The sequence below is a fragment of the Pseudomonas sp. URMO17WK12:I9 genome, from assembly GCF_900230165.1.
Lineage (GTDB): Bacteria > Pseudomonadota > Gammaproteobacteria > Pseudomonadales > Pseudomonadaceae > Aquipseudomonas > Aquipseudomonas fulva.
In genome coordinates this window covers 410,305-433,484 of record NZ_OCMQ01000002.1, presented here as the reverse complement: position 1 = coordinate 433,484, position 23,180 = coordinate 410,305, and the positions used below count along the sequence as shown (strand labels likewise).

Annotated in this window: 24 protein-coding genes; 10 read left to right on the top strand and 14 right to left on the bottom strand. The window is 62.1% G+C overall.

The window, feature by feature from the left end; genetic code table 11:
* The first annotated feature begins 46 nt into the window (after positions 1 to 46).
* From pstB to CRP40_RS06660, 4 genes are all read left to right on the top strand, one after another.
* Positions 47 to 880, top strand: coding sequence for a phosphate ABC transporter ATP-binding protein PstB (pstB, locus tag CRP40_RS06675; protein WP_027913346.1), 834 nt, complete (start codon positions 47 to 49; stop codon positions 878 to 880).
* Between the two features lie 106 nt (positions 881 to 986).
* A complete protein-coding gene (gene phoU, locus CRP40_RS06670) occupies positions 987 to 1,757 on the top strand; it encodes a phosphate signaling complex protein PhoU (protein ID WP_027913347.1) in 771 nt (256 codons plus the stop codon).
* A 165-nt stretch (positions 1,758 to 1,922) separates the two neighbouring features.
* Positions 1,923 to 2,819: a response regulator gene (locus tag CRP40_RS06665; RefSeq protein ID WP_027913348.1), complete on the top strand. Its 897-nt coding sequence runs from the start codon at positions 1,923 to 1,925 to the stop codon at positions 2,817 to 2,819.
* Positions 2,820 to 2,929: 110 nt separating this feature from the next.
* Complete coding sequence (locus CRP40_RS06660; protein ID WP_027913349.1) at positions 2,930 to 3,826, top strand: M23 family metallopeptidase; 897 nt, start codon at positions 2,930 to 2,932, stop codon at positions 3,824 to 3,826.
* 33 nt (positions 3,827 to 3,859) lie between these two features.
* Here CRP40_RS06660 and CRP40_RS06655 read toward each other — a convergent pair whose 3' ends face one another.
* The 3 genes from CRP40_RS06655 to phoB all read right to left on the bottom strand — a co-directional run bounded on the left by CRP40_RS06655 (position 3,860) and on the right by phoB (position 7,451).
* Positions 3,860 to 5,200 carry a hemolysin family protein gene (locus CRP40_RS06655; protein WP_027913350.1) on the bottom strand — a complete coding sequence of 447 codons (1,341 nt, stop codon included), beginning with the start codon at positions 5,198 to 5,200 and terminating at the stop codon, positions 3,860 to 3,862.
* Between the two features lie 139 nt (positions 5,201 to 5,339).
* Positions 5,340 to 6,647, bottom strand: coding sequence for a phosphate regulon sensor histidine kinase PhoR (gene phoR, locus CRP40_RS06650; protein WP_027913351.1), 1,308 nt, complete (start codon positions 6,645 to 6,647; stop codon positions 5,340 to 5,342).
* 114 nt (positions 6,648 to 6,761) lie between these two features.
* Positions 6,762 to 7,451 carry a phosphate regulon transcriptional regulator PhoB gene (gene phoB, locus CRP40_RS06645; RefSeq protein WP_023532543.1) on the bottom strand — a complete coding sequence of 230 codons (690 nt, stop codon included), beginning with the start codon at positions 7,449 to 7,451 and terminating at the stop codon, positions 6,762 to 6,764.
* Between the two features lie 172 nt (positions 7,452 to 7,623).
* Here phoB and CRP40_RS06640 point away from each other — a divergent pair, with 172 nt between their 5' ends.
* Positions 7,624 to 7,995, top strand: coding sequence for a hypothetical protein (locus CRP40_RS06640; RefSeq protein WP_027913352.1), 372 nt, complete (start codon positions 7,624 to 7,626; stop codon positions 7,993 to 7,995).
* Positions 7,996 to 8,089: 94 nt separating this feature from the next.
* On the opposite strand, the gene ubiA is transcribed toward CRP40_RS06640, so the two are convergent.
* Entirely contained in the window at positions 8,090 to 8,980 is an 891-nt protein-coding gene (ubiA, locus tag CRP40_RS06635; protein ID WP_027913353.1) for a 4-hydroxybenzoate octaprenyltransferase, read from the bottom strand.
* Positions 8,980 to 9,537, bottom strand: a complete 558-nt coding sequence (locus tag CRP40_RS06630) for a chorismate lyase (protein WP_027913354.1) — start codon at positions 9,535 to 9,537, stop codon at positions 8,980 to 8,982. Before CRP40_RS06630 ends, ubiA begins: the two co-directional genes overlap by 1 nt.
* A 167-nt stretch (positions 9,538 to 9,704) precedes the next feature.
* Between CRP40_RS06630 and CRP40_RS06625 the strand changes: the two genes are divergently transcribed.
* The 4 genes from CRP40_RS06625 to CRP40_RS06610 all read left to right on the top strand — a co-directional run bounded on the left by CRP40_RS06625 (position 9,705) and on the right by CRP40_RS06610 (position 12,045).
* Entirely contained in the window at positions 9,705 to 9,872 is a 168-nt protein-coding gene (locus CRP40_RS06625; RefSeq protein WP_023532601.1) for a rubredoxin, read from the top strand.
* Positions 9,873 to 9,886: 14 nt separating this feature from the next.
* Positions 9,887 to 11,035, top strand: a complete 1,149-nt coding sequence (locus CRP40_RS06620; protein ID WP_027913355.1) for an FAD-dependent oxidoreductase — start codon at positions 9,887 to 9,889, stop codon at positions 11,033 to 11,035.
* A gap of 189 nt (positions 11,036 to 11,224) precedes the next feature.
* Positions 11,225 to 11,524 carry an HU family DNA-binding protein gene (locus tag CRP40_RS06615; protein WP_023532344.1) on the top strand — a complete coding sequence of 100 codons (300 nt, stop codon included), beginning with the start codon at positions 11,225 to 11,227 and terminating at the stop codon, positions 11,522 to 11,524.
* A gap of 146 nt (positions 11,525 to 11,670) precedes the next feature.
* Positions 11,671 to 12,045 (top strand): helicase, encoded by a 375-nt coding sequence (locus tag CRP40_RS06610; RefSeq protein ID WP_027913356.1) that lies wholly within the window; start codon positions 11,671 to 11,673, stop codon positions 12,043 to 12,045.
* A gap of 32 nt (positions 12,046 to 12,077) precedes the next feature.
* Here the strand turns inward: CRP40_RS06610 and CRP40_RS06605 are convergent, their stop codons facing one another.
* The 6 genes from CRP40_RS06605 to exbB all read right to left on the bottom strand — a co-directional run bounded on the left by CRP40_RS06605 (position 12,078) and on the right by exbB (position 18,782).
* Positions 12,078 to 13,481, bottom strand: a complete 1,404-nt coding sequence (locus CRP40_RS06605) for an aminoacyl-tRNA deacylase and HDOD domain-containing protein (protein ID WP_027913357.1) — start codon at positions 13,479 to 13,481, stop codon at positions 12,078 to 12,080.
* Between the two features lie 75 nt (positions 13,482 to 13,556).
* Positions 13,557 to 15,635 (bottom strand): ATP-dependent DNA helicase RecG, encoded by a 2,079-nt coding sequence (recG, locus tag CRP40_RS06600; RefSeq protein WP_027913358.1) that lies wholly within the window; start codon positions 15,633 to 15,635, stop codon positions 13,557 to 13,559.
* A gap of 3 nt (positions 15,636 to 15,638) precedes the next feature.
* Positions 15,639 to 16,565 carry a hydrogen peroxide-inducible genes activator gene (locus CRP40_RS06595; protein WP_023532770.1) on the bottom strand — a complete coding sequence of 309 codons (927 nt, stop codon included), beginning with the start codon at positions 16,563 to 16,565 and terminating at the stop codon, positions 15,639 to 15,641.
* 94 nt (positions 16,566 to 16,659) lie between these two features.
* Positions 16,660 to 17,391, bottom strand: a complete 732-nt coding sequence (locus CRP40_RS06590; RefSeq protein ID WP_027913359.1) for an energy transducer TonB — start codon at positions 17,389 to 17,391, stop codon at positions 16,660 to 16,662.
* Positions 17,388 to 17,816 (bottom strand): TonB system transport protein ExbD, encoded by a 429-nt coding sequence (exbD, locus tag CRP40_RS06585; RefSeq protein WP_027913360.1) that lies wholly within the window; start codon positions 17,814 to 17,816, stop codon positions 17,388 to 17,390. Before exbD ends, CRP40_RS06590 begins: the two co-directional genes overlap by 4 nt.
* Positions 17,817 to 17,819: 3 nt before the next feature.
* Positions 17,820 to 18,782 (bottom strand): tonB-system energizer ExbB, encoded by a 963-nt coding sequence (gene exbB, locus CRP40_RS06580; protein WP_027913361.1) that lies wholly within the window; start codon positions 18,780 to 18,782, stop codon positions 17,820 to 17,822.
* Between the two features lie 165 nt (positions 18,783 to 18,947).
* Between exbB and CRP40_RS06575 the strand changes: the two genes are divergently transcribed.
* Positions 18,948 to 19,799 (top strand): SDR family oxidoreductase, encoded by an 852-nt coding sequence (locus tag CRP40_RS06575; protein WP_027913362.1) that lies wholly within the window; start codon positions 18,948 to 18,950, stop codon positions 19,797 to 19,799.
* Positions 19,800 to 19,859: 60 nt separating this feature from the next.
* On the opposite strand, the gene CRP40_RS06570 is transcribed toward CRP40_RS06575, so the two are convergent.
* Genes CRP40_RS06570 through spoT form a run of 3 tightly spaced genes read right to left on the bottom strand, consistent with a single transcriptional unit; the run spans position 19,860 to position 23,161 of the window.
* Positions 19,860 to 20,591 carry a hypothetical protein gene (locus CRP40_RS06570; protein WP_027913363.1) on the bottom strand — a complete coding sequence of 244 codons (732 nt, stop codon included), beginning with the start codon at positions 20,589 to 20,591 and terminating at the stop codon, positions 19,860 to 19,862.
* Positions 20,592 to 20,648: 57 nt separating this feature from the next.
* Positions 20,649 to 21,029 carry a RidA family protein gene (locus tag CRP40_RS06565; RefSeq protein WP_009684531.1) on the bottom strand — a complete coding sequence of 127 codons (381 nt, stop codon included), beginning with the start codon at positions 21,027 to 21,029 and terminating at the stop codon, positions 20,649 to 20,651.
* 23 nt (positions 21,030 to 21,052) lie between these two features.
* Positions 21,053 to 23,161 carry a bifunctional GTP diphosphokinase/guanosine-3',5'-bis pyrophosphate 3'-pyrophosphohydrolase gene (gene spoT, locus CRP40_RS06560; protein WP_027913364.1) on the bottom strand — a complete coding sequence of 703 codons (2,109 nt, stop codon included), beginning with the start codon at positions 23,159 to 23,161 and terminating at the stop codon, positions 21,053 to 21,055.
* Positions 23,162 to 23,180 lie beyond the last annotated feature (19 nt).

The window sequence follows — 23,180 nt, the reverse complement described above, 5'->3', positions numbered from 1 at the left end:
ATGCTACTGGCGGCCATACGCCGGCAGCTCCCAATGGAGTGAGACCATGCAGCAACAACCGCCTAACCACGGCATCGACATGTCCGCCCTGGGCCGCAGCAAACAGGGCCTGCGCCTGGCCGAGGAAACGGTTGCCATCGAAGTGCCTGGGCTGAGCCTGTTCTACGGTGACAAGCAGGCCCTGTTCGATGTCAGCATGAATATTCCCAAGCAGCGCGTGACGGCGTTCATTGGCCCGTCCGGCTGCGGCAAGTCCACCTTGCTGCGCACCTTCAACCGCATGAACGACCTGGTAGACGGCTGCCGTGTGCAAGGCGCCGTCAACCTGTACGGCCATGACATCTACCGCAAGGGCGAGGACGTAGCCGAGCTGCGTCGCCGCGTGGGCATGGTGTTCCAGAAACCCAACCCCTTCCCCAAGACCATCTACGAGAACGTGGTCTATGGCCTGCGGATTCAAGGCATCAATAAAAGGCGGGTCCTGGACGAGGCCGTAGAGTGGGCCCTCAAGGGCGCGGCACTGTGGGACGAAGTCAAGGACCGTCTGCACGAGTCGGCGCTGGGTCTGTCCGGTGGGCAGCAGCAGCGCCTGGTCATCGCACGCACCATCGCGGTAGAGCCCGAGGTCCTGTTGCTGGACGAGCCTTGCTCGGCGCTGGACCCGATTTCCACGCTCAAGGTCGAAGAGCTCATCTACGAGTTGAAAACCAAGTTCACCATCGTCATCGTGACCCACAACATGCAGCAGGCGGCCCGGGTATCGGATTACACCGCCTTCATGTACATGGGCAAACTGGTGGAATTCGGCGACACCGATACCCTGTTCACCAACCCCGCCAAGAAGCAGACCGAAGACTACATCACTGGCCGATACGGCTGAAGAAGCACCGCGCACTGCTGCTCGCCGGGTGGAGGCACTCGGCGTAGGCAGGGGCACGCCTCGAACGACTTGAAGCTCGCAGCCAGCAGCTTCGCGGAGCCACAGCATGATCAACAAAGAAAGCCTGACGCATCATATTTCCCAGCAGTTCAACGCCGAGCTCGAAGAGGTTCGCAGTCACCTGCTGGCCATGGGCGGGCTGGTCGAGAAACAGGTCAACGATGCGGTCACTGCGCTGATCGAGGCCGATTCCGGCCTGGCTCAGCAGGTGCGCGAGGTCGACGAGCAGATCAACCAGATGGAGCGCAACATCGACGAGGAATGCCTGCGCATTCTGGCGCGTCGCCAGCCGGCGGCATCGGACCTGCGCCTGATCATCAGCATCTCCAAATCGGTGATCGACCTTGAGCGTATCGGTGACGAATCGACCAAGATCGCCCGGCGGGCCATCCAGCTCTGCGAGGAGGGTGAATCCCCGCGGGGCTATGTAGAAGTTCGGCACATCGGCGATCAGGTGCGCAACATGGTGCGCGACGCACTCGACGCCTTCGCCCGCTTCGATGCCGACCTGGCCTTGTCGGTGGCTCAATACGACAAGACCATCGACCGTGAATACAAGACAGCCTTGCGCGAGCTGGTGACCTACATGATGGAAGATCCCCGCTCGATCTCCCGTGTGCTGAGTGTCATCTGGGTCCTGCGCTCGCTGGAGCGCATCGGCGACCATGCACGCAACATCTCCGAACTGGTGATCTATCTGGTGCGCGGCACCGATGTACGCCACATGGGCCTCAAGCGCATGACCGCGGAGGTGCAGGGTCGAGCCAGTGTCGATGGTGAAATACCTAATGTTCCAGCCGAGGCGGACGATAAATAAAGTTCTCTCCGAGCATCGGCGCCCGGCTTGTGCCGGGCGTTTTCGTTAGTCCGCCTGGAGGTGCCAGAGACCATCGACCGGCTGTAGATGACCCGGCGTAACACACAGGTGGTAGCAAGTGGCCAGTAAATGGCAGTAGGCTAGTCGGGTTCAGAAGGAGTATCGATGAGTAAAGTGAATGTGCTGGTGGTGGATGACGCGCCATTTATCCGTGACCTGATCCGTAAGTGCCTGCGCAACGCGTTTCCTGGCATGACCGTGGAGGATGCCGTCAACGGTCGCAAGGCCATGACCCTGTTGGGCAAGGAAGCGTTCGACCTGGTGCTGTGCGACTGGGAAATGCCGGAAATGTCGGGCTTGGAGCTGCTCACCTGGTGCCGTCAGCAACCTGAGCTGAAGGGCCTTCAGTTCATCATGGTGACCAGCCGTGGCGACAAGGAAAATGTCATCCAGGCGATTCAGGCCGGCGTGTCGGATTTCGTCGGCAAGCCGTTCACCAACGAGCAGTTGCTGACCAAGGTAAAGAAGGCCTTGGCCAAGATCGGCAAGCTCGACAGCCTCATGAGCCCAGGGCCTGCACGGGCCAATGCCGCGTTCGCCAATGACTCGCTCAACGCCCTGACGGCTGGGCGGCCCGAAGCCGTCAAGGTGGCTGCGCCAGCACCTGTTCCAACCAAGGTGGCCGCCACCCCTGGCAAACCTAGCGTAGCGACACCCGCACCCAGCGGTCGCGGCCAGGGCCAGCTGCGTTTGGCGAGCGGCATGCAGGCCTGCGTGATCAAGGCGTTGAGCCTGAAGGAAGCCCTGCTGGTCGTGCGGCGCAGTGAGACACTGCCGCAGGTACTCGAAGGCGCTGTGCTGAACCTGGAGCAGGGCGAAAACGCAGAGGTGGCGCGTTTGAACGGTTATCTGCACGCGGTGGCGGCCTTCGAGCCCAAGCCGGATAGCGACTGGCTGCAATTGACGTTCAAGTTCGTCGATCAAGACGCCCAGAAGCTGGATTACCTGTCCCGCCTGATCGCCCGCGGCACTGCCCAGAAGCATTTCACGCCAGGGGCCTGACGGGCCGCCGCAACAGCAAGCTGGCCAGCAGCATCCGACCAACTGTCATGGTGAACAGGGTGCCTGCTGCTAGGCTTGGACAGGTCCTCCACTGTCAAAAAGCCATCATCATGCATCTGCGCTTTCTGCTGCTGTGTACGTTAACCCTGGTCAGCGCCTCTAGCCTGGGGGTGACACTGCACCCCGTCACCGACGAAACGGGCAGGGTTTCCTATGCGCAGCGACCCGGCCCGGGCATCAAGCCCACGGTCGTGGATGAGTCCACCGTGGAAATCAACGAACACGACGTGCGCCTCAACGCGATCGTGTTTCAGGGCGGTGTGAGCTTCTCGGCCCGCAACGAATTGCCAGTCGCGGTGCAGGTGGAACTGCGCCTGGATAATCTGGTGAATGCGCAGGGTGGCGATGCGCCGCGAACCGTGCGGCGTCTGTTGCCGCCGCGATCGACGCAAGTACTCAGCATCGTCCGGGGACAGCCAGGCAAGTTGCTCAACTACCGTTCGACGCTGCTGCAAGCCATGGGCGACCCCGGCAAGCGCCCGCAAGGTTATCGTTATGCGTTTCCATGGGTGGGTGGGCCGTTTCGGGTGACCCAGGGGCCCAATGGCAGGTTCAGCCACTTCGGGCCCAAAGGGCGCTATGCAATGGACATCGCCATGCCCGAAGGCACGACCATTGTGGCGGCACGCGAAGGGGTGGTGGTGAGCACGCGTAGCGAGCAGAGCGGGCGAGGGGACAATCCCTCGGGCAACTTTGTCCGCATCCTGCACCCTGACGGCACCATGGGGGTGTACCTGCACTTGATGAGGGGGTCGATCGTGGTCGCGTCTGGGCAGCGTGTGCGCCAAGGGCAGGTGCTGGCCAGGTCGGGCAACACGGGTAACAGCACCGGGCCCCATCTGCACTTCGTGGTTCAGCGCAACGTGGGGCTGGCGCTCGAGTCGATTCCCTATCGGTTCGACCGGCCGATCAGTGGGCTGCCCGACTACACCGCAGGCAACCCCTGATCAGGGGTGGACCGAGCCAGGGGTTTTATAAGCTCAGTCCAGCTTGAGCACTTTGGCCAGCACGATCTTGGGGCCTTTCATCTTCTTGACGATGATGCGCAGCCCTTCGACCTCGAGCACTTCTTCTTCTTCCGGTACGCGCTTGAGCGTTTCGTAGACCAGGCCGGCCAGTGTTTCTGCCTCGATATGGTCCAGGTCCACGCCCAGCAAGCGCTCGACCTTGAACAGCGGGGTATCGCCGCGCACCAACAGCTTTCCTGGCTGATAGGCCAGGATGCCGCGCTCGGTCTTGCGGTGTTCGTCCTGGATGTCGCCCACCAGCACTTCCAGCACATCCTCCATGGTCAGGTAACCGATGACCTTGCCATCGGCCTCCTCGACCAGCACGAAGTGCGCACCGCCCTTGCGGAACTGCTCGAGCAACTGGGACAGCGGCATGTGCCTGGAAACGCGCTCCAGGGGACGAGCCAGGTCTTCCAGGTCAATGGTTTCTGGCAGGTGCTCGAGTTCGGCGAGTTCGAGCAGCAGGTCCTTGATGTGCAGCAGGCCCGTGAACTCCTCACGCTCGGTGTCGTACACCGGGTAGCGGCTGAACTTGTGACGACGGATCAGGGCCAGTATCTGCTTGAGCGGGGCATGGGCATCAATGATGACCATGTCTTCGCGAGAGTTGGCCCAGTCCACCACCTCCAGTTCACCCATTTCCACGGCGGATGCCAGCACGCGCATGCCTTGATCGCTTGGGTCCTGGCCACGGCTGGAGTGCAGGATCAGCTTGAGCTCTTCCCGGCTGTAATGATGCTCGTGGTGCGGGCCGGGTTCGCCTTGGCCGGCAATGCGCAGGATGGTGTTGGCGCTGGCATTGAGCAGGTAGATGGCCGGGTACATCAGCCAGTAGAACAGGTACAGCGGTACTGCGGTCCACAGCGACAACAGTTCCGGCTTGCGAATGGCCCACGATTTGGGCGCCAGCTCACCGACCACGATGTGCAGGTAGGAGATCACGAAGAAGGCGACGAAGAACGAGACGGCCTTGATCAGCTCGGGGGTATCAACGCCAAAGTAGGCCAGCAGCGGTTCGAGCAAGTGCGCGAAGGCCGGCTCGCCCACCCAGCCCAGCCCTAGCGAAGCCAGGGTGATGCCGAGCTGGCATGCCGAGAGGTAGGCATCGAGCTGGTTGTGAACCTTGCGCAGAATGCTGCCGCGCCAGCCGTGCTGCTCGGCGATGGCGTCCACGCGGGTTGCGCGCAGCTTGACCATGGCGAACTCGGCGGCGACGAAGAAGCCGTTGAGCAGCACCAGGACCAAAGCAAAAATGATCATGCCGAAATCGGCGAACAGGGAGGTGAAGCTGATACCAGGGGAAGGGTCCATGATGGAGTTTTTACGGGATCCGTCTTGAAGATGAGAAAAGTGCCGGCTCCAGCCGGCGCAAGGGATCAAATGTAGCGGCTAGGGCCGCAAAAGCAAAGGGCAGCCCATTGATCGGTGCTGCAAAGTGGCCCGAACGGCCTCAAACCGTGCCCGTGATCTGTTGCGCCGCTGCAAAATGGCAGGTGAAGGTGCTGCCGTGGCCTGGCACGCTGCTGATCTCCAGGCGCCCGCGGTGGCGCATCAGCACATGCTTGACGATGGCCAGCCCAAGGCCCGTACCACCGGTATGGGACGCACGGCTCGAATCCACCCGATAGAACCGCTCCGTCAGCCGTGGCAGGTGCTTGGCATCGATGCCGGGCCCTGAGTCCTGCACCGACAGATGGGCGCCCTGGGCATCGGCCCACCAACGAATGCGAATGCTGCCCTCGTCCTGCGTGTACTTGACGGCATTGAATACCAGGTTGGAAAAAGCGCTGCGCAATTCCGACTCGCTGCCTTTGAGCCAGATGCCTGGCTCGGCTTCCAGGGTGATGCGCTGATTGCGGGGCCCGGACAACGCCTGCGCGTCCTGCTTGATCGCATTGAGCAGGGTGTCCACGGCCACTGGCTGGTTGTCGGATGGGTAGTCGGTGGCCTCCAGCTTGGCCAACAGCAGCAGGTCGTTGAGCAGCGTTTGCATGCGCGAGCCCTGTTGGCTCATCTGCTGCAACGCTCGACGCCAGCGGGGGTTCACGTCCTCGACGTTATCCAGCAGGGTTTCCAGGTAGCCGGCGATCACGGTCAGCGGCGTTCGCAGTTCGTGGGACACGTTGGCCACGAAGTCCTTGCGCATCTGTTCGAGCTGGTGGATGCGGGTCACGTCCCGAACCAGCATCAGGTGCTCGTTGTTGCCGTAGCGTGTGATGTGCAGTTGCACCCGCATGCGATCGTTGATGGGTGAGGGAATCTCCAGTGGCTCGACATAGTTCTCGGCTTCGAAGTATTCCTTGAAGCGCGGATGTCGCACCAGGTTGGTGACCTGCTGGCCGCCGTCCTGGGGTGTCTTGAAGCCCAGGAGCGTCTCGGCTGCGCGGTTCCACCACTCCAGGTTGCCGTGGCTGTCGAGCATGATCACCGCGTCACGTAGCGCCGCGGTGGACTCCTGTACCCTGTCGATCACTGCTTGAAGCCTGCCACGCACACGCTGATCCCGGCGTTGCAGATGGTAGATGCTGTCGAATACCTCGCCCCACAGGCCATAGCCGTCAGGCGGTGCTTCGTCCGGTTGGTGATTGCGCAGCCAGGCATGCAGGCGTAGCAGTTGCTTGAGCGTCCAGCCCAGGTAGAGGGCCAGGCCAATGGCCAGGCTCCAGCCATAGTAGCCACTGATCAGGCCACCGATCAGGCAGAGGGTGATCAACAGCAGCAGGTGGCGGATCAGGGTCGCATGCCAGTTCTGGTTCAATTGGGGATCCTTCGAATCCAGCGATCAACAGCAAGTACGAACCTGCACGCAGAAGCGGATCGGTAGCGCGTTCACGTCCATTCGACGGCCTTGAGCCGAGAGCTGCGTTTCAGGTCAGACCTTGGTCGAAAAGCGGTAGCCTGTGCCGCGCACCGTTTGTACCAGATTTTCATAGGCCTCACCCAGCGCCTTTCGCAAGCGGCGAATGTGGACATCGACCGTGCGTTCCTCGACGTAGACATTGCCCCCCCAGACCTGGTCCAGCAACTGGCCGCGGGTATAGGCGCGTTCCTGGTGGGTCATGAAGAATTGCAGCAGGCGGTACTCGGTAGGCCCCATCTCGGCCGGCTTGCCATCGATGGTGACGCGATGGCTGATAGGGTCCAGCAGCAGTCCGCCGACCTCGATGGGTGTCTCGCCATCACTGGGGCCGGTGCGTCGCAGCACTGCCTTGAGGCGGGCCACCAGTTCACGCGGCGAAAACGGCTTGGTGATGTAGTCGTCCGCACCCACTTCCAGGCCTTGGATCTTGTTGTCTTCCTCGCCCTTGGCGGTAAGCATGATGATCGGAATGTCCCCGGTCAGCTCGTCGCGCTTCAGCCGCCGGGCCAGCTCGATGCCCGAGGTGCCGGGAAGCATCCAGTCCAGCAGGATCAGGTCCGGCTTACGGTCGACGATGATGGCATGGGCCTGTTGGGAGCTTTCTGCTTCCAGGCACTCATAACCTGCCATCTCCAGGGCCACGGCAATCATCTCGCGGATGGGCGCCTCGTCGTCGACGATCAGAATATTCCTGCCAGCCATGCTCAAAACCTCTCCTGGATTCGCTGTCTTGGCCCCGCATTAGATAACGGAATTATTGCAGCTGTGTGACAGGGTATTGGCGGTTCTCGCGACATTCAATGACTGGGCTAGGCTTCACAGGGCGGCGGTTGCGCCTGCAACCGAACCTTTTCCTCACGATACGGTGAATCCAATGACACGACATACGCTGAGCTGGATGGCCCTTTGCGCGGCCTTTTCGCTACCGGGCATCGCCTTGGCCGAGCCGGCCATGGAAAAGGAGGGCATGTGGGTGAATGACCAGGGCATGACGCTCTATACCTTCGACAAGGACACCGGTGGCAAGTCGATGTGCAACGGCGAGTGTGCTAGCAATTGGCCGCCCTTGATGGTCAAGGCCGAGGATCAGGCAGCCGAAGGCAAATGGACCGTGGTCATGCGTGATGACGGCAGCAAGCAATGGGCCTATGCCGGCAAGCCGCTGTATACCTTCGTCAAGGACAAGCAGGCGGGGGACAGGCACGGTGACGGGATCAAGGACGTCTGGCACATTGCCAAACCCTGATGGGTTAGCCACACGGCCTCTCACCTGAACAGGTCGCCATGCGGTGTGAACCACGCGGACCTTGCTGAGGCGGTACCGCGCCTCAGCGCACCGCTCAACGCAGCGCGTAATCCAGTACCACGCTCATGAACACCAGCAACCCGGCCCAGTGGTTGTGCAGGAACGCCTTGAAGCATGCCTCTCGGTCCAGGCGGCGTGTGGACCAGAATTCCCAGACGAAACAGCACGCGGCGCCCAGCAGGCCCAGGTAGAACCAGCCGCCGAGGGCGAAGCTGCTGCCGGCCAGCATCAGGCAGCCCAGCGAAAGCCCCTGCAAGCTCAGGATGATCACCCGGTCAGCCTCGCCAAACAGGATGGCCGTGGACTTCACACCGATCTTCAGGTCATCGTCGCGATCGACCATGGCGTAGTAGGTATCGTAAGCCACCGTCCACAGCAGATTGGCGATGTACAGTAGCCAGGCGGCGGCCGGCAGCTCACCTCCGGCCGCGGTGAAGGCCATGGGAATGCCCCATGAATAGGCGGCGCCCAGCACCACTTGTGGGTAATAGGTGTAGCGCTTCATGAAGGGGTAGCAGAACGCGAGCGCGACCGCCGCGAACGAAAGCCAGACGGTTTCGCTGTTGGTGCACAGCACCAGCAGGAAACTCACGCCCACCAGGACGGCAAACAGCGTCAGCGCTTCGCGTGGGCGTACACGCCCACTGGCCAAAGGTCGATCGGCGGTGCGCTTGACGTGCCCATCCACTTTGCGGTCGGCAAAATCATTGATGCAGCAACCTGCGGCGCGCATGAGCACCACACCCAACCCGAAGATCAGCACATTGGCCAACGTCGGTGAACCCTGACCGGCAATCCACACCGCCGACAGGGTTGGCCAGAGCAGCAGATAAATGCCGATGGGCCTGTCCATACGGCTTAGCTGGACAAAGTCCCAGGCGCGCGGGTGAAGGCGGTTCAACGACTTGAGCAGTTGCACGTACATCAACGGGTATCCTCGCGTGCCGCCTGCCACAACGCCGGCAGAAATACTTCGGCGACAAGCAGGTCGAGTCCATCTCGGGAGAAGCGTGAACGGCGTCCCCACAGGCCTGGGCTTGCGACTTCAGCGGGCAGCCAGGTTTCGGGGTAATGGCATGCCTGCAAGGGGTGGCGGGTGAACGCTCGGTCGCAGAACAGCAGCTCGCCCAGCGAGCGACTGCCGAGCGACTCGAGGTCCAGGCCGCCACGTTCCAGCGCCACACGGCTGGCCACGCTGCGGGCAAATACCCACGGCTGGCCATGCCCGCGCAGGAACACCTCCCTGACCCAACCTTGGGCGCCGGGTGCGATACCAAGGGCCAGGCATTCATCTTCGCGCAGCGGCTGCCAGCCTTCGAACAGTGGCGTTACGCAGAAATCGTCGCCGGACAGTCGAGTCAGCCGACGTGTGAGCGAGCCCTCATCGAATAACCAGTCCAGCATGGAGGGGGCGAGGCTGGCCTGCACCTGTGGATACGCTAGCCACGCGACAGCGGCTGCGTGCGGGGTTGGGTACGACACGTCGGTCTGCTTGTTACAACCAAAGAGGCCGCGAGCTTAGCATGAATGCCCCGACTGCTTGCATACTGCCGGCAGGGCCGCTACAAAGCCTTTCGATTGCACCTTGGCCCGTGAAGAGGCCGCAAGTTCAAACCCAAGCCGAGCCTGAACCGAGGAAACCCGTTCCGATGAAAAAGTGGCAATGTATTGTCTGCGGTCTGATCTATGACGAAGCCGATGGCTGGCCGGATGATGGAATCGCACCCGGCACGCGCTGGGAAGACGTACCCGAAGACTGGCTCTGCCCGGACTGCGGGGTTGGCAAGAGCGACTTTGAAATGATCGCCATCGGTTGATCGAGGAAACCCCTATGACGCCTCCTATAGTCATCATCGGCACCGGGCTTGCGGGCTACAACCTCGCCCGGGAATTGCGCAAGTTTGATGCGCTCACACCCGTGCTGATGATCACTGCCGATGATGGGCGGTCCTATTCCAAGCCCATGCTTTCGACCGGCTTTGCCAAGCAGAAGGACGCCGAGGGGTTGTGCATGGCCGAGCCCGGCGCCATGGCCGAGCAATTGAACGTCGAGGTGCGCACGCATACGCGCATAACGGGTATCGACCCAGGCCACAAGCGCCTGTGGATCGGCGAGGAGGCAGTGCCCTATCGTGACCTCGTCCTGGCGCTGGGTGCACAGACCATCAGCGTGCCTGTCGAAGGGGATGCCAGCGACCTGATGTTCCCGATCAACGACCTTGAAGACTACGCGCGCCTGCGTGCTGCGGCTGACGGCAAGCAGCGGGTGTTGATCCTGGGCGCCGGTCTTATCGGCTGTGAGTTTGCCAACGACATGCGTCTTGGCGGCTTCGAGGTCGACGTGGTCGCGCCCTGCGAGCAGATCATGCCCACCCTGTTGCACCCGGCGGCGGCACAGGCGGTACAGGGCGGGCTGCAGGGTATCGGTATTCGTTTTCATCTCGGGCCCGTGCTGACGCGCTTGCAGCGCCAGGGTGACGGCGTGTGCGCACAGTTGTCCGACGGCCAGGTCATCGCATGCGATCTGGTCGTGTCGGCCGTAGGCCTGCGCCCCCGAACGGACCTGGCTGCCGCAGCGGGCCTGCAGACGGGGCGGGGTATCCGTGTGGACCGGTTTCTGCGTACCTCTCATGCCAATATCCACGCCTTGGGCGACTGCGCCGAGGTGGACGGCATCAACCTGCTGTACGTCATGCCGTTGATGAGTGGTGTTCGAGCACTGGCGCAGACGCTGACAGGCACCCCCACTGCCGTCAGCTATGGGCCCATGCCCATCACGGTCAAGACGCCTGCCTGTCCTCTGGTGGTTTCGCCACCACCGAATGGACAAGTCGGGACGTGGCAGGCGGAGGGGGAGGGCAATGACGTCAAGGCGCTCTGCCATGCAGCCGATGGCCAGCTGATCGGGTACGCCCTTACGGGCAATGCCGTGATGGAACGACTGACCCTCAATCGCCAGCTGCCACCGGTTATGGCGTAAATGGCGCCCGAACTGTCGTGTATGCCTTTTTTGCGCATGCATTATGGCCGTACCGATACTGGCGCGGTACTCAAGCGCGTGCCATTCTCACACTCGTCTGCTGCGGCTTAGAGCCTGTGGCGCCTTGAACGCTGCCCACGAGGCGGCACGGCATAACAACAAGAATCCCGTCAAAGAGGCTTCATCATCATGCGCAAACCAGAACTCGCCGCTGTCATCGCCGAGAAGACCGACCTGACCAAAGACCAGGCCAACCAGGTGCTGAACGCGATCCTCGAAAGCATTACCCAGGCTGTGAACAACGATACAGTGACGCTGGTGGGTTTCGGCACCTTCGAGAAGCGTCATCGTGGGGCGCGGACCGGTAAAAACCCGCAGACGGGTGAGCCCGTCAAGATCAAGGCAAGTAACACGGTAGCCTTCAAGCCAGGCAAGAATTTGCGCGACAGTATCAACGTGCCTGCCAAGCCTGCCAAAAAGACGAAATAACCCAGGCCTGTCAGCGTCATGACGATCGAACGGGCGCTGACAGCGCCCGTTGCCGTTGCATGCGAAAAAAGATTCGTTGAGCCCCTGCAAAGCATATAAAGCGGATAAACTGGCGCTCACAGTCACTTTTTATACGAGACGCTTGAATGAAGTTCCGCTTACTTCTCTGGGTCATGGGCCTGCTGATGGCCAGGGCAAGCCGAAACAATCCGGCTTTCCAGCAGCAGCTCAAGGGCAAGGATCTGGTATTCCAGATGCAGACCCTCGATGGCAAGATCGTCCGTCATTTCATCGTCGCCAACGAACGCATCCGTAGCAAAAGTGGCGCGTTCGCGCAGCCTGCCTTCGCCATCGCCTTCAAGGACGCTGCCTATGGCTTCACTACCTTGCAGGCGCGCAACAAGCAGCTGGCATTCATGCAGGGCATCCAGGACAAGGCGATCCAGATCAAGGGCAACCCGGCTTTGGTGATGTGGTTTCAGGGCCTGATGAAGTACCTGAAACCAAAAAAGAAGCATTGACCGCGCAGGGGCCGAGCTAGCGCCCCTGTCAGTCAGTGCGGCGCCGCGAACTGAGAGGCAAGCTCGCGCAGCAAGGCCTCGGCATCGAGTACCTTGTTTACGGCATCCTCGGCCTTGTCGCGGGAAAGCCCGAGCCGCTCAAGCAATGCATCGGGAATCTCCTCTTTCGGGCCCGAACCGATACCCCGTGAGCGAAGCAATCGGGTGGCGAGGAAAACCAGGTTGGGAAAGGCTGCATAATCGCCGTCGTAGGTGGGGTCATGCTGGAAGCGCAGCGCCGTGGACAACTCCTCGGGCATGTCCCATAGCTTCATCAGCCAGGCACCAATCTGCTCGCGGCTGATTCCCAACAGGTGGCGCTCCACATAGGTGTGGCATAGATGTGGGTTGACCTCCAGGTGCCGGCAGATCAGCGAAAAATGCGGCGGAAACACATGCGCCAGCAGCAAGTACCCGAAATTGTGCAGAAGGCCGGCAAGGTAGGTGAGCCCTGCCTCGGGTCGTTCGGCACGGGGCATTGCACGAGTGAGACCCTCGATGACAGCTGCCGTGTAGATAGAGTGCTGCCAGTAAGGCGTCGCTTGCTGAGGCTGGTCCTTGGGCAGGCTGAGCGTCTTGCCCATCGCTAGGCCCAAGGCCAGGTTGATCACCAGATCGAAACCCAGCACCCTGACAATCGCATCTTCGACCGAGCGTACCTTGCCGGGCGAGGCGTAATAGGGCGATGCCGCCCAGCTCACGACCTGCGCCGCCAGTGCCGGGTCGGTTTCCACCACGCCGGTGATATCGTCGATGCTGGCATTGGGGTCGACACGCAGCTTCATGATCTTCTGCGCGGTATCGGCCAGAGGCGGAATTTCAATGGTTTCTTCGAGCCGCTTCTGAATGCGTCGCGCAGTGAAGGCCTGAACTGCCTGGTTGATCTCGCGGGTGTCATCGTCCGGGCGGTCCAGGTTGAGGGTAATGGCCTGCACCTCCTGCCCGAAGGCACTGGCGCTGGCTTTGCTCAGCAGGCGTTTGAACGGGTCACGGTCGATGGCCAGCAGCAGGCCCTCTTGGCCTGACTGGATGAATACGGTCGCCGGTTCGAGCAGGCTTTTTTCGTACTGGCAAGGTGAGCTGGTCAGCGCCGGTATGCCCGGGAGAACCTTGAGATGGTGTTTTTCCAGCATTTGGCGCAAGCGGGGCACCGGCACAGCGGTGAGCGTGCGGCCGGTCAGCTCGGTAAGCCGGCTCAGGTCCAGCAGTTGGCTTTGCGGCAGCAGCACCATGAGTGCGCCCACCTCGTCGTCCAGTAGCACCGCCTGCACACAGGCCTGAGCCGGCGGGCGTGAATGTGCCAACACCTCACGGTAGGCGACGCCGAGCTTGTCGAGCAGCAACCGGATAACCGACGGTGTTTGTGGGGTTGCGGTGTCCAAGGCAGCTTGAGTCATGGTCCGTGTCCACTGATTCCTAAAAGCGAAGTATAACCAGCCTCGCCGGGAGGCTGGATCCATTGACCACTTGGGTCAGACTTGGCCGTACTGCTGCCCGTGACGCAGCCAGCGTTCAAGCAAGGGGCTGACATGTTCCGGCCAGCGGGCCACCAATGCCTGGGCTGCATCACGAACGGCCGGAAGCAGGTCGGCATCGCGCATCAGGTCAGCGACCTTGAACTGCAGCAGGCCCGTCTGGCGCGTGCCGAGCATCTCGCCAGGGCCGCGCAGCTCCAGGTCCTTTTCCGCGATGATGAAGCCATCGTTGGTTTCGCGCATGATGCCCAGGCGTTCGCGGCCCACCTGTGACAAGGGCGGGTGATACAGCAGGACGCAGTGGCTGGCAGCGCTGCCACGGCCCACCCGCCCACGCAACTGGTGCAGCTGGGCCAACCCCAGGCGTTCCGGGTTTTCGATGATCATCAGGCTGGCGTTGGGCACATCGACGCCGACTTCGATCACGGTCGTGGCAACCAGCAGTTGCAGATCACCGGCTTTGAATTGGGCCATGATCTCGGCTTTTTCTGCCGGTTTCATGCGCCCGTGAATCAGCCCGACCCGCAACTCGCCCAGGGCGCTGCCAAGTTCCTCGTAAGTGCTCTCGGCGGCCTGGCAGGTCAACTCTTCAGACTCTTCGATGAGGGTACAGACCCAATAGGCCTGACGGCCTTCAGCGCAGGCAGCGCGTACCCGTTCGACCACTTCGAAGCGGCGGCTGTCGGCCACCAGCACCGTGTTGACCGGTGTACGCCCGGGAGGCAATTCGTCCAGCACGGACGTATCCAGGTCAGCATAGGCGCTCATGGCCAACGTACGCGGAATGGGCGTCGCCGTCATGATCAGCTGATGCGGACACAACTCGCCATTCACACCCTTTTTGCGCAAGGCCAGGCGCTGCTGGACGCCAAAACGGTGCTGCTCGTCGATGATGGCCAGGGCGAGGTGCTTGAACTTGACCTCTTCCTGGAACAGGGCATGGGTACCCACCACCATTGGCGCACCGACGGCGATCTGCTCCAGTGCACTGGCCCGGGCCTTGCCCTTGAGCTTGCCAGCGAGCCAGGCGACTTCGATGCCCAGTGGCTCCAGCCAGCGCTTGAAGGTGATGTAGTGCTGCTCGGCAAGAATCTCGGTAGGCGCCATCAGCGCAACCTGGTAACCCGCCTCCAACGCCTGAAGGGCTGCCAGTGCCGCAACCACGGTCTTGCCGGCCCCCACATCACCTTGAACCAGGCGCAGCATGGGTTCGTGCTGGCTGAGGTCGTAGGCAATTTCATTGGCGACCCGCTGCTGCGCCCCGGTAGGCTTGAAGCCGAGATTGGCCAGGTACTCGTCCTGCAGGCGCGAGGGCTTGGGCAGCACCGGCGCGCGCAGGCTGCGCAGGCTTTCGCGCAGTCGCTGCTGCGACAGCTGGTGGGTCAGCAGTTCTTCGAATGCCAGGCGGTGCTGGGCCCAGTGGTGGCCTTCGGCAAGCTCATCGAGGTCGGCGTCAGCCGGCGGGTTGTGCAAGTAACGTATGGCATCGTCCAGCGGGGCCAGCTGATAATCGCGTGCAAGCTCCTCGGGTAGCCAGTCCGGCAAGCTGCGCGGCCCGAGCAGGGCGAGGCTCTGTTGGCAGAGCAGGCGCAGCCGTTGCTGGGTGAGCCCCTCGGTGGACGGGTAAATCGGGGTAAGCGTCTGTTCGACCGGCGGCGGCGGTTCGTCGCCGTTCAGTGCACGGTATTCCGGGTGATAGATCTCCAGGCCCGACGCGCCCGGCCGGGCTTCGCCGTAGCAACGCAGGTGGGTGCCGCGTTTGAGCCCTTCCTTCTGTGCGTTGCTGAAATGGTAGAAGCGCAGGCTCAGCACGCCGCTCCCGTCGCCGAGACGAACGACGAGGCTACGTCGCTTGCCCATGGTCACGTCCGCGCCGCTGACCACGCCCTCGATCACCGCATCCTGCCCCGGCCGGAGTTGCCCGATCGGCACCACGCGGGTGCGGTCCTGGTAGCGCAAGGGCAGGTGGAACAACACATCCTGCAGGTTCTCCAGGCCCACCTTGGCAAGCTTCTGCGCCATGGCGTCTCCGACACCCTTGAGTACCGTGACCGGTACCTTCGACAACTCACTCATGGCTCAGGCAGTTTGCTCAGTGGGCGTTTTGGCGACCGAGCACAGGCGGATCGAGTCGGCAAGAATCTCGATGGCTTTGGGCCGCGGGAAACTGGCGCGCCACGCGATCGCCACGGTACGAAATGGCGCTGGTGCAGTCAGCGGGCGCACCTCGATCACGCCCGGTGCATAGTGATGGCTGTGCACGGCCGACAGCGGCAGAATAGAGACCCCCAGCCCAGAGGCCACCATGTGGCGAATGGTTTCCAGCGAACTGGATTCGACCGTGGTGTGGCGTGCGCCTTCACCGCCCTTGTTCAAGGTGGGGCACGCCTCCAGCACCTGGTCGCGGAAGCAGTGACCCTCGCCCAGCAGCAACAGGCTCTTGTCGTTGAGCGATGCCGCATCGATGGTTTTCTTCGCCGTCCATGGGTGGTCGGCTGGCATCAGTGCGCAGAAAGGCTCGTCGTAGAGCGGCAGGGTCAGCACGTCGGCCTCGTTGAAGGGGAGGGCGACGATCACCGCATCCAGTTCACCGTTACGCAGCTTCTCACGCAGCACATGGGTGAAATTTTCCTCGATGTACAACGGCATCTGCGGTGCCACGCGGTGCAGCTGTGGGATCAGGTGAGGAAAGAGGTAAGGGCCGACCGTGTAGATCGCGCCCACCTTGAGCGGAGCGGTCAATTGGTTTTTGCCGGCCTGTGCCAGCTCGCGGATGCCCTGAGCCTGTTCGAGGACTTTCTGAGCCTGGGCCACGATGCCTTCGCCAACTGGCGTGAGGCGCACCGCGCTCTTGCTGCGCTCGAAGATCAGTACGCCGAGCTCATCCTCGAGCTTCTTCACACCCACCGAAAGGGTAGGCTGGCTCACGTGGCAACGCTCGGCTGCATGGCCGAAGTGCTGTTCCTGGGCGAGTGTGACGATGTAACGGAGTTCTGTGAGGGTCATAACGTGCGTCCATGAAGTTGCGAGCCCAGCATAGCGGCTGCAATCGATAGACGCACGTTATCAGACTTGCCGATTTGTGACAGAAACAAAAGCGTCAGCGGCGGTCCAGTGAGTACACGAACGGCGCGACGACTTCGATCGTCCCGTTGTTCAGCAGCTCAGCCGGCGGTTTGGGCACCTTGCCCGCTCGCCGAATCATTTCCATGGTCGCCCGGTCCAGTGACGCGCTACCCGACCCCCCGGCCAGTGAATACGACACGACCTTGCCCTCGGCATCGACCACGAAGCGCAGGCGATTGATGCCCTGCAAGCCTCTGCGGCGCGCGTCTTCCGGGTATCGCTTGTACTTCGCCAGGTGGCGCAGCAGGTCACTCTGCCAGGTCGGCAGTGCGGTGCTGTTGGATGCGACGCTCGGTGCCGGTGCTGCGGATTTCTGCGGCGGCGTATTGCTGGGTGGTGCGTCTACCGTTTCCTTGGTAGGCGGCGCTTCCTTCGGCGGCTCAGGCTTTTTCTCAGGCTTGGGCGGCTGTGGCTTGGCCTTCGGCTTGGGCGGCTTGGGAATGGCGATTTTGGGTTTAGGGGCTTCCACTACCTTCGGCAGCGGGGGTTCTTCGACCGGCGCCGGTGGTTGGGGAACTGCTTTGGGAGGAGGTGGTGGCGCAGGCTCCGGCAGTGGTGCCAGCTCGACCATCATGGCTGCCGGGGGCAGCTCGATGGCCTGGGGCACCGACCAGTTGAGCATGAGCAGCACAGCGACGGCATGGACACCCAGCACGAGCGCCAGGCTGCCGCTGTAACGCGCCAGATTGTGCCGCGTCTTCGTCATTTCTTGGCTGCCGTCTCAAGACCTACCAGACCGACTTTGAGGTAGCCGGCCGCGCGCATGTTGTTCATCACTTCCATCAGGTCACCGTAATCCACGCCTTTGTCGGCCTGGAAGAAAATGGTGGTGTCCTTGTCACCCTTGGTCTTGGCGTCCAGCATCGGGCCAAGGCGCTCGGGCGCCGGAACCGGGTCATCACCGACATAGAGCTTCTGGTCGGCCTTGACGCTGACGAAGACAGGCTTCTCGGGCCTGGGCGCCGGCTTGGCCGTCGAGGCAGGCAGGTCGACCTTGATGTCGACCGTGGCAAGGGGCGCTGCGACCATGAAGATGATCAGCAGTACCAACATCACGTCGATGAACGGCGTCACGTTGATTTCGTGGTTTTCGGCGAGGTCGTCGCCACCTTCGTTCAGATGCAGGCCCATGGCTTACCCCACTTTCACCATGTGCGGGGCGGCGCGATCGCTGCCCTGATGGTCCAGGTCACGGCTGACCAGCAGCAGTACCTGGGCCGACGCGTCGGACACCTGCGCCTTGTAGCCGGCGATAGAGCGGGCGAAGACGTTGTAGATGACCACGGCGGGGATGGCGGCAACCAGGCCCAGTGCAGTGGCCAGCAGCGCTTCTGCAATACCCGGGGCGACCACGGCGAGGTTGGTGGTCTGGGTCTTGGCGATGCCGATGAAGCTGTTCATGATGCCCCACACGGTGCCGAACAGACCCACGAAGGGCGCAGTGGAGCCGATGGTGGCCAGCACGCCCGTGCCGCTGCTCATGTTACGTCCGCTGGCGTGGACCAGTCGTTCCAGACGGAAGCTCACGCGCTCCTTGATGCCTTCCTTTTCACGGGCATTGGCCGACAGGCGCATTTCCTCGAGCGCATCGTGAACCAGGGTGTGGGCCAGGGTGCCTTCCTTGTTGGAGACTTCGCTGGCTTCCTTGAGGCTGGCCGATTTCTTCAGGCGGGCGATTTCCCCGCGCAGGCGGCGCTTGGCACCCATCAATTCGAAGCCTTTGGCGATCCAGATGGTCCAAGTGATGATCGAGGCGATGGCCAGGCCGATCATGACGGCCTTGACCACGACATCGGCGTTTTTGTACATGCCCCAGGGCGACAGGTCATGGGCCATGCCGAGCGAGGTATCTTCCACCAGGGCTTGCACGTTAGGGTCTGCAGCAACAGGAGCCGGTGCGACGGTACCCGGTGCCGCTTCGCCGGCCGGAGCGCTAGCGGGCGCTGCAGCGCTGGCCGCCGGGGCCGTTACCGGAGCGGTGGCATTGGGCTCATCGGCCATGGCGACCGGGGCCAGCGCCAGGCTTAGAATCAGCGCAGCGGTGGCGCGCCAGGCGCGCGATGGGGTTGGCGAAGCGGAAGGTTGGGTACGTGTCATGCTGGCCGGACCTGATGAAGATGATGGGTGAGCGTTCTTCAAGGCCTCGAGGCAGGCCGAGAACAATTTGGCCGCCATTATTGCAAGTAATTCTTGTTAACAAAAGTAATATTGTTGCTTTTTCTCCTGCAGGCGGGCTGAGTAATCGGCCCTAGAGGGCTTCAGATGTCTGACTTGAGTGTGTTGATCGTAGGATGTGGTGACGTCGGTAGTCGCCTCGCGCGACAAATGCTTGCGCGTGGTTGGCAGGTCAGCGGTTTGCGCCGTTCGGTGGCGCAGTTGCCTGAAGGTGTAGTGCCGATCGCGGCTGATCTGTCGGACCCGACCATTCCAGCCGCCTGGCCTGAGCAGGCACCTGACTACCTGGTGTATTGCGTGGCTGCCAGCCAGCATGACGAGGCAGGTTATGAGGCGGCGTATGTCCAGGGGTTGCGTCATGTGCAGCGCTGGCTGGCCGAGCGAGGGCAACGACCACGACGCCTTTTGTTCGTATCCAGCAGCAGCGTATTTGGGCAAAAGGGGGGCGAGTGGGTTGATGAGCAATCGGCCACCGAACCTGACGGCTACTCGGGGCGCATCATGCTCGAGGCTGAAAGGCTGGCGTTATCCGGTGCTGTCCCAGCCAGCGTGGTTCGCCTGACCGGCATCTATGGCCCAGGCCGCGAGTGGCTGTTGCGTCAGGTGCGTCAGGGTTATCGCGTCGCCGAGCAACCGCCTTTGTATGGCAACCGCATTCATGTAGACGATGCTGCCAGTCTGCTGGCATTCCTGCTGCAATGCGACAGCGAAGGCAAGGCGCTGGACGATTGCTACATCGGCGTGGACGACAGCCCGGCGCCACTGGCTGACGTCGTAACTTGGCTGCGTCATCAGTTGGGGGTCACGCAGTGGTCCGATGAGGAGCGAGTGCGTCGCACGGGCAGCAAGCGCTGCAGCAACGCCCGCGCACGGGGGCTAGGCTGGTCGCCGCAGTACCCCAGCTACAAGGAAGGCTACGGGGCAATCCTTGGGCAGTGATCGCCTGGCTGACGCTCAGGTAGCCTGCGTGCTACCTGAGCGCTGACTGGACGGGTAGGGTCAGTTGTGTTGCAGGAGCCACTGACGCTTGCCGGCGGCCAGCATCGGCATTTCATCCGGCTGGGCGCGGTTTACCGCCTGGAAGATTTCCAGCTGGTTGCCATTGCGCTTGATGATGAATGGCGCCCCGCGCTGGTTGCGCTCCAGCCATAGGCTGTCATTGCTGCCGCCCATCGTTGCGCAATCACCGGCCAGGCACAGGGCAAAGCGATCCGGACCAGGTAGGCCGGTGACGTTGCCGCTGTCGCTGAACGTCACGTTGGCACCCTTGCCTGGGCCCTCCATGATCGTCCAGGCGCCGCCGAGCCAGGCCTGATACAGCGCCTGCTCGAAGCTGCTTCCCAATGGCGCATTGTTGCCACTGGGCGTCTTGGCGCGCTCAAAGCGCTGTTTGGCGCCCTGCTGGTCGACCGTTTGCAGTTCGTCGCCGTCCAGCGACAATTGCTCGGTGGCACCGCCTTCGAAGGTGGCCAGCCACTGCTTGTCATTGGCGCTGAGCTGACCGTCCGAGGCCTCGAACCCATTGCTGTAGCTGGCGCGCTGGGTGGCAACATCGAGCTTCCACTCGAACACCGGGCCATGCTCGTTCAGGGCCTGGCGAAGGTTGCCTTGCTTGACGGCCGCAGTGATGGCGTCCTGATTGATCCAGGTGCCGTTGAAGTCTTCAGGTTTGTGGCTGGCGCAGCCGCCCAGAACCAGGGCTGCCAGCGTGAGAGGCAAAGCTATGCGCATGACGGGAACCTTTCAGGAGAGAGAGGGCGGCGAGGGCAATGCTCGCCGCCTGGGGCATCACTCGATGACGAGGATGGCGTCCATCTCGACCTGCGCGCCTTTTGGCAGCGCGGCTACGCCAATGGCGGCGCGAGCGGGATAAGGCTGCTCGAAGTAGCGACCCATTACCTCGTTGACCTTGGCGAAATGGCTCAAGTCGGTCAGGAAGATGTTCAGCTTGACGATGTCCTTGAACGAACCGCCTGCTGCTTCGGCCACAGCCTTGAGGTTCTCGAACACCTGGACGGTCTGGGCCTCGAAGCCTTCGACCAGTTCCATGGTCTTGGGGTCCAGCGGGATCTGGCCAGACATGTACACGGTGTTACCGGCCTTGATCGCCTGCGAGTAGGTGCCGATGGCGGCAGGGGCCTTGTCGCTGTTGATGACGGTCTTGCTCATGATGACTCCTTGCGGTTGGCGGACTACGTACGCATGCGGGTGATGCGAACTACACCAGTCAGGGTACGCAGCTTCTTGATCACACGCGCCAGGTGCACGCGGTCGTGCACGCTGACCACCAGTTGGACCACGCTGATACGGCCGTCGCGTTCGTCCATGCTGATCTTCTCGATGTTGCCATCGGCCGCGTTGACGCTGCTGGCCAGCAAGGCGATCAGGCCGCGCTGGTGCTCCAGCTCTACGCGCAATTCGACGTTGAATTCGCCAGTGATGTCCTTGGCCCAGGAAAGCTGGACGCATTTCTCGGGATTGTGACGAATTTCACTGATGTTTCGGCAGTTCTCAAGGTGCACGACCATACCCTTGCCCGCCGAAAGGTGGCCCACGATCGGGTCGCCCGGAATCGGCGTACAACACTTGGCATAGCTGAGCACCAGGCCTTCGGTGCCGCGAATCGCCAGCGGGCCTTCAGGGGCCGGCAGTTGCTCGCCTTCTGCAGACAGCAGGCGGCGAGCGACCACGTAGGCCATGCGGTTGCCCAGCCCGATGTCTTCGAGCAGGTCTTCGATCAACTCCAGGCGGTATTCGCTGAGGATGGCCTGCACGCGCTCGCGCGGAATCTGTTCCAGCGCGCTGTCGAAACCGGTCAGCACCTTGTTGAGCAGCCGCTCGCCCAGACTGATGGATTCGGAGCGGCGCTGCTGCTTGAGCGCATGGCGAATATGTGTGCGCGCTTTGCCGGTGACCACGAAATTGAGCCAGGCCGGATTGGGTCGGGCCCCTGGTGCGCTGACGATCTCTACCGTCGAGCCACTCTGCAACGGCTCGGAGAGCGGTGCCAGGCGCCGGTTGATACGGCAAGCGATGCAGCTGTTGCCGACGTCGGTGTGCACCGCGTAGGCGAAGTCCACGGCAGTGGAGCCCTTGGGCAGCTCCATGATGCGGCCTTTGGGCGTGAAAACGTAAACCTCGTCCGGGAACAGGTCGATCTTGACGCTCTCGATGAACTCCAGCGAGTTGCCTGCACGCTGCTGCAATTCAAGAATGCCTTTGACCCACTGCCTGGCACGGGCATGGTTGCCCTTGGGCTGCTCATCCCCATTGGCCTTGTACAGCCAGTGCGCAGCGATACCGTTGTTGGCCATCTCTTCCATTTCGCGCGTACGGATCTGGATTTCGATGGGCACGCCGTGCATGCCGAACAAGGTGGTGTGCAACGACTGGTAGCCGTTGGCCTTGGGAATGGCGATGTAGTCCTTGAACCGCCCTGGCAGCGGCTTGTACAGGTTGTGCACGGCACCGAGGACGCGGTAGCAGGTATCGACCTTGTCGACGATGATGCGGAAGGCATACACGTCCATGATCTCGTTGAAGGCGCGACGCTTGCCGCGCATCTTCTTGTAGATGCCATAGAGGTGTTTTTGTCGACCACTGATCTCGCCTTCGATACCGTCGGCAGCCAGGCAGTTGGCCAGCGACTGCTCGATCTTGGCGACGATTTCCTTGCGGTTGCCCCGTGCACTCTTGACGGCGCGATGGATCAGCGACGAGCGCATCGGGTGCATGGCCTTGAAGCCAAGGTCTTCGAACTCGACGCGTACCGTGTGCATCCCCAGGCGGTTGGCGATGGGGGCGTAGATCTCGAGGGTTTCCTTGGCGATCCGGCGCCGTTTCTCGCCGGACAGCACTTCCAGGGTGCGCATGTTGTGCAGGCGGTCGGCCAGCTTGACCAGGATCACGCGAATGTCGCGTGCCATGGCCATGGCCATCTTCTGGAAGTTCTCGGCTTGCGCCTCGGCCTTGGTTTCGAAGTTCATCTGGGTCAGCTTGCTGACCCCGTCCACCAGCTCGGCAACCGTCTCGCCAAATTGCTGGCTGAGGGCTTCCTTGGCAATACCAGTGTCTTCGATCACGTCATGGAGCATGGCCGCCATCAGGCTTTGATGGTCCATGTGCATGTCGGCAAGGATGCTGGCCACGGCCAGCGGGTGCGTCACGTAGGGCTCACCGCTGCGACGACGTTGCCCATCGTGCGCCTGTTCGGCGTAGAAGTAGGCGCGCCGTACCAGGTTGACCTGTTCGGGGCCTAGGTAAGTCGACAGCCGTTCGGCCAAGGCCTCTATACCCGGCATGGCTTAGCCTCCTGCCGAG

Excerpts from the sequence above, each read along its gene's own strand:
- CRP40_RS06565 (WP_009684531.1), bottom strand. The coding sequence starts at position 21,029 with ATGAGCAAGACCGTCATCAACAGCGACAAGGCCCCTGCCGCCATCGGC.
- exbD (WP_027913360.1), bottom strand. The coding sequence starts at position 17,816 with ATGGGCCTGCATCTGAACGAAGGTGGCGACGACCTCGCCGAAAACCAC.
- CRP40_RS06620 (WP_027913355.1), top strand. The coding sequence starts at position 9,887 with ATGACGCCTCCTATAGTCATCATCGGCACCGGGCTTGCGGGCTACAAC.
- phoB (WP_023532543.1), bottom strand. The coding sequence starts at position 7,451 with ATGGCTGGCAGGAATATTCTGATCGTCGACGACGAGGCGCCCATCCGC.
- CRP40_RS06640 (WP_027913352.1), top strand. The coding sequence starts at position 7,624 with ATGACACGACATACGCTGAGCTGGATGGCCCTTTGCGCGGCCTTTTCG.
- CRP40_RS06625 (WP_023532601.1), top strand. The coding sequence starts at position 9,705 with ATGAAAAAGTGGCAATGTATTGTCTGCGGTCTGATCTATGACGAAGCC.
- CRP40_RS06610 (WP_027913356.1), top strand. The coding sequence starts at position 11,671 with ATGAAGTTCCGCTTACTTCTCTGGGTCATGGGCCTGCTGATGGCCAGG.
- spoT (WP_027913364.1), bottom strand. The coding sequence starts at position 23,161 with ATGCCGGGTATAGAGGCCTTGGCCGAACGGCTGTCGACTTACCTAGGC.
- phoU (WP_027913347.1), top strand. The coding sequence starts at position 987 with ATGATCAACAAAGAAAGCCTGACGCATCATATTTCCCAGCAGTTCAAC.
- CRP40_RS06590 (WP_027913359.1), bottom strand. The coding sequence starts at position 17,391 with ATGACGAAGACGCGGCACAATCTGGCGCGTTACAGCGGCAGCCTGGCG.
- CRP40_RS06595 (WP_023532770.1), bottom strand. The coding sequence starts at position 16,565 with ATGACCCTCACAGAACTCCGTTACATCGTCACACTCGCCCAGGAACAG.
- CRP40_RS06665 (WP_027913348.1), top strand. The coding sequence starts at position 1,923 with ATGAGTAAAGTGAATGTGCTGGTGGTGGATGACGCGCCATTTATCCGT.
- CRP40_RS06605 (WP_027913357.1), bottom strand. The coding sequence starts at position 13,481 with ATGACTCAAGCTGCCTTGGACACCGCAACCCCACAAACACCGTCGGTT.
- recG (WP_027913358.1), bottom strand. The coding sequence starts at position 15,635 with ATGAGTGAGTTGTCGAAGGTACCGGTCACGGTACTCAAGGGTGTCGGA.
- CRP40_RS06570 (WP_027913363.1), bottom strand. The coding sequence starts at position 20,591 with ATGCGCATAGCTTTGCCTCTCACGCTGGCAGCCCTGGTTCTGGGCGGC.
- CRP40_RS06660 (WP_027913349.1), top strand. The coding sequence starts at position 2,930 with ATGCATCTGCGCTTTCTGCTGCTGTGTACGTTAACCCTGGTCAGCGCC.
- CRP40_RS06575 (WP_027913362.1), top strand. The coding sequence starts at position 18,948 with ATGTCTGACTTGAGTGTGTTGATCGTAGGATGTGGTGACGTCGGTAGT.
- pstB (WP_027913346.1), top strand. The coding sequence starts at position 47 with ATGCAGCAACAACCGCCTAACCACGGCATCGACATGTCCGCCCTGGGC.
- ubiA (WP_027913353.1), bottom strand. The coding sequence starts at position 8,980 with ATGTACGTGCAACTGCTCAAGTCGTTGAACCGCCTTCACCCGCGCGCC.
- CRP40_RS06655 (WP_027913350.1), bottom strand. The coding sequence starts at position 5,200 with ATGGACCCTTCCCCTGGTATCAGCTTCACCTCCCTGTTCGCCGATTTC.
- CRP40_RS06615 (WP_023532344.1), top strand. The coding sequence starts at position 11,225 with ATGCGCAAACCAGAACTCGCCGCTGTCATCGCCGAGAAGACCGACCTG.
- exbB (WP_027913361.1), bottom strand. The coding sequence starts at position 18,782 with ATGACACGTACCCAACCTTCCGCTTCGCCAACCCCATCGCGCGCCTGG.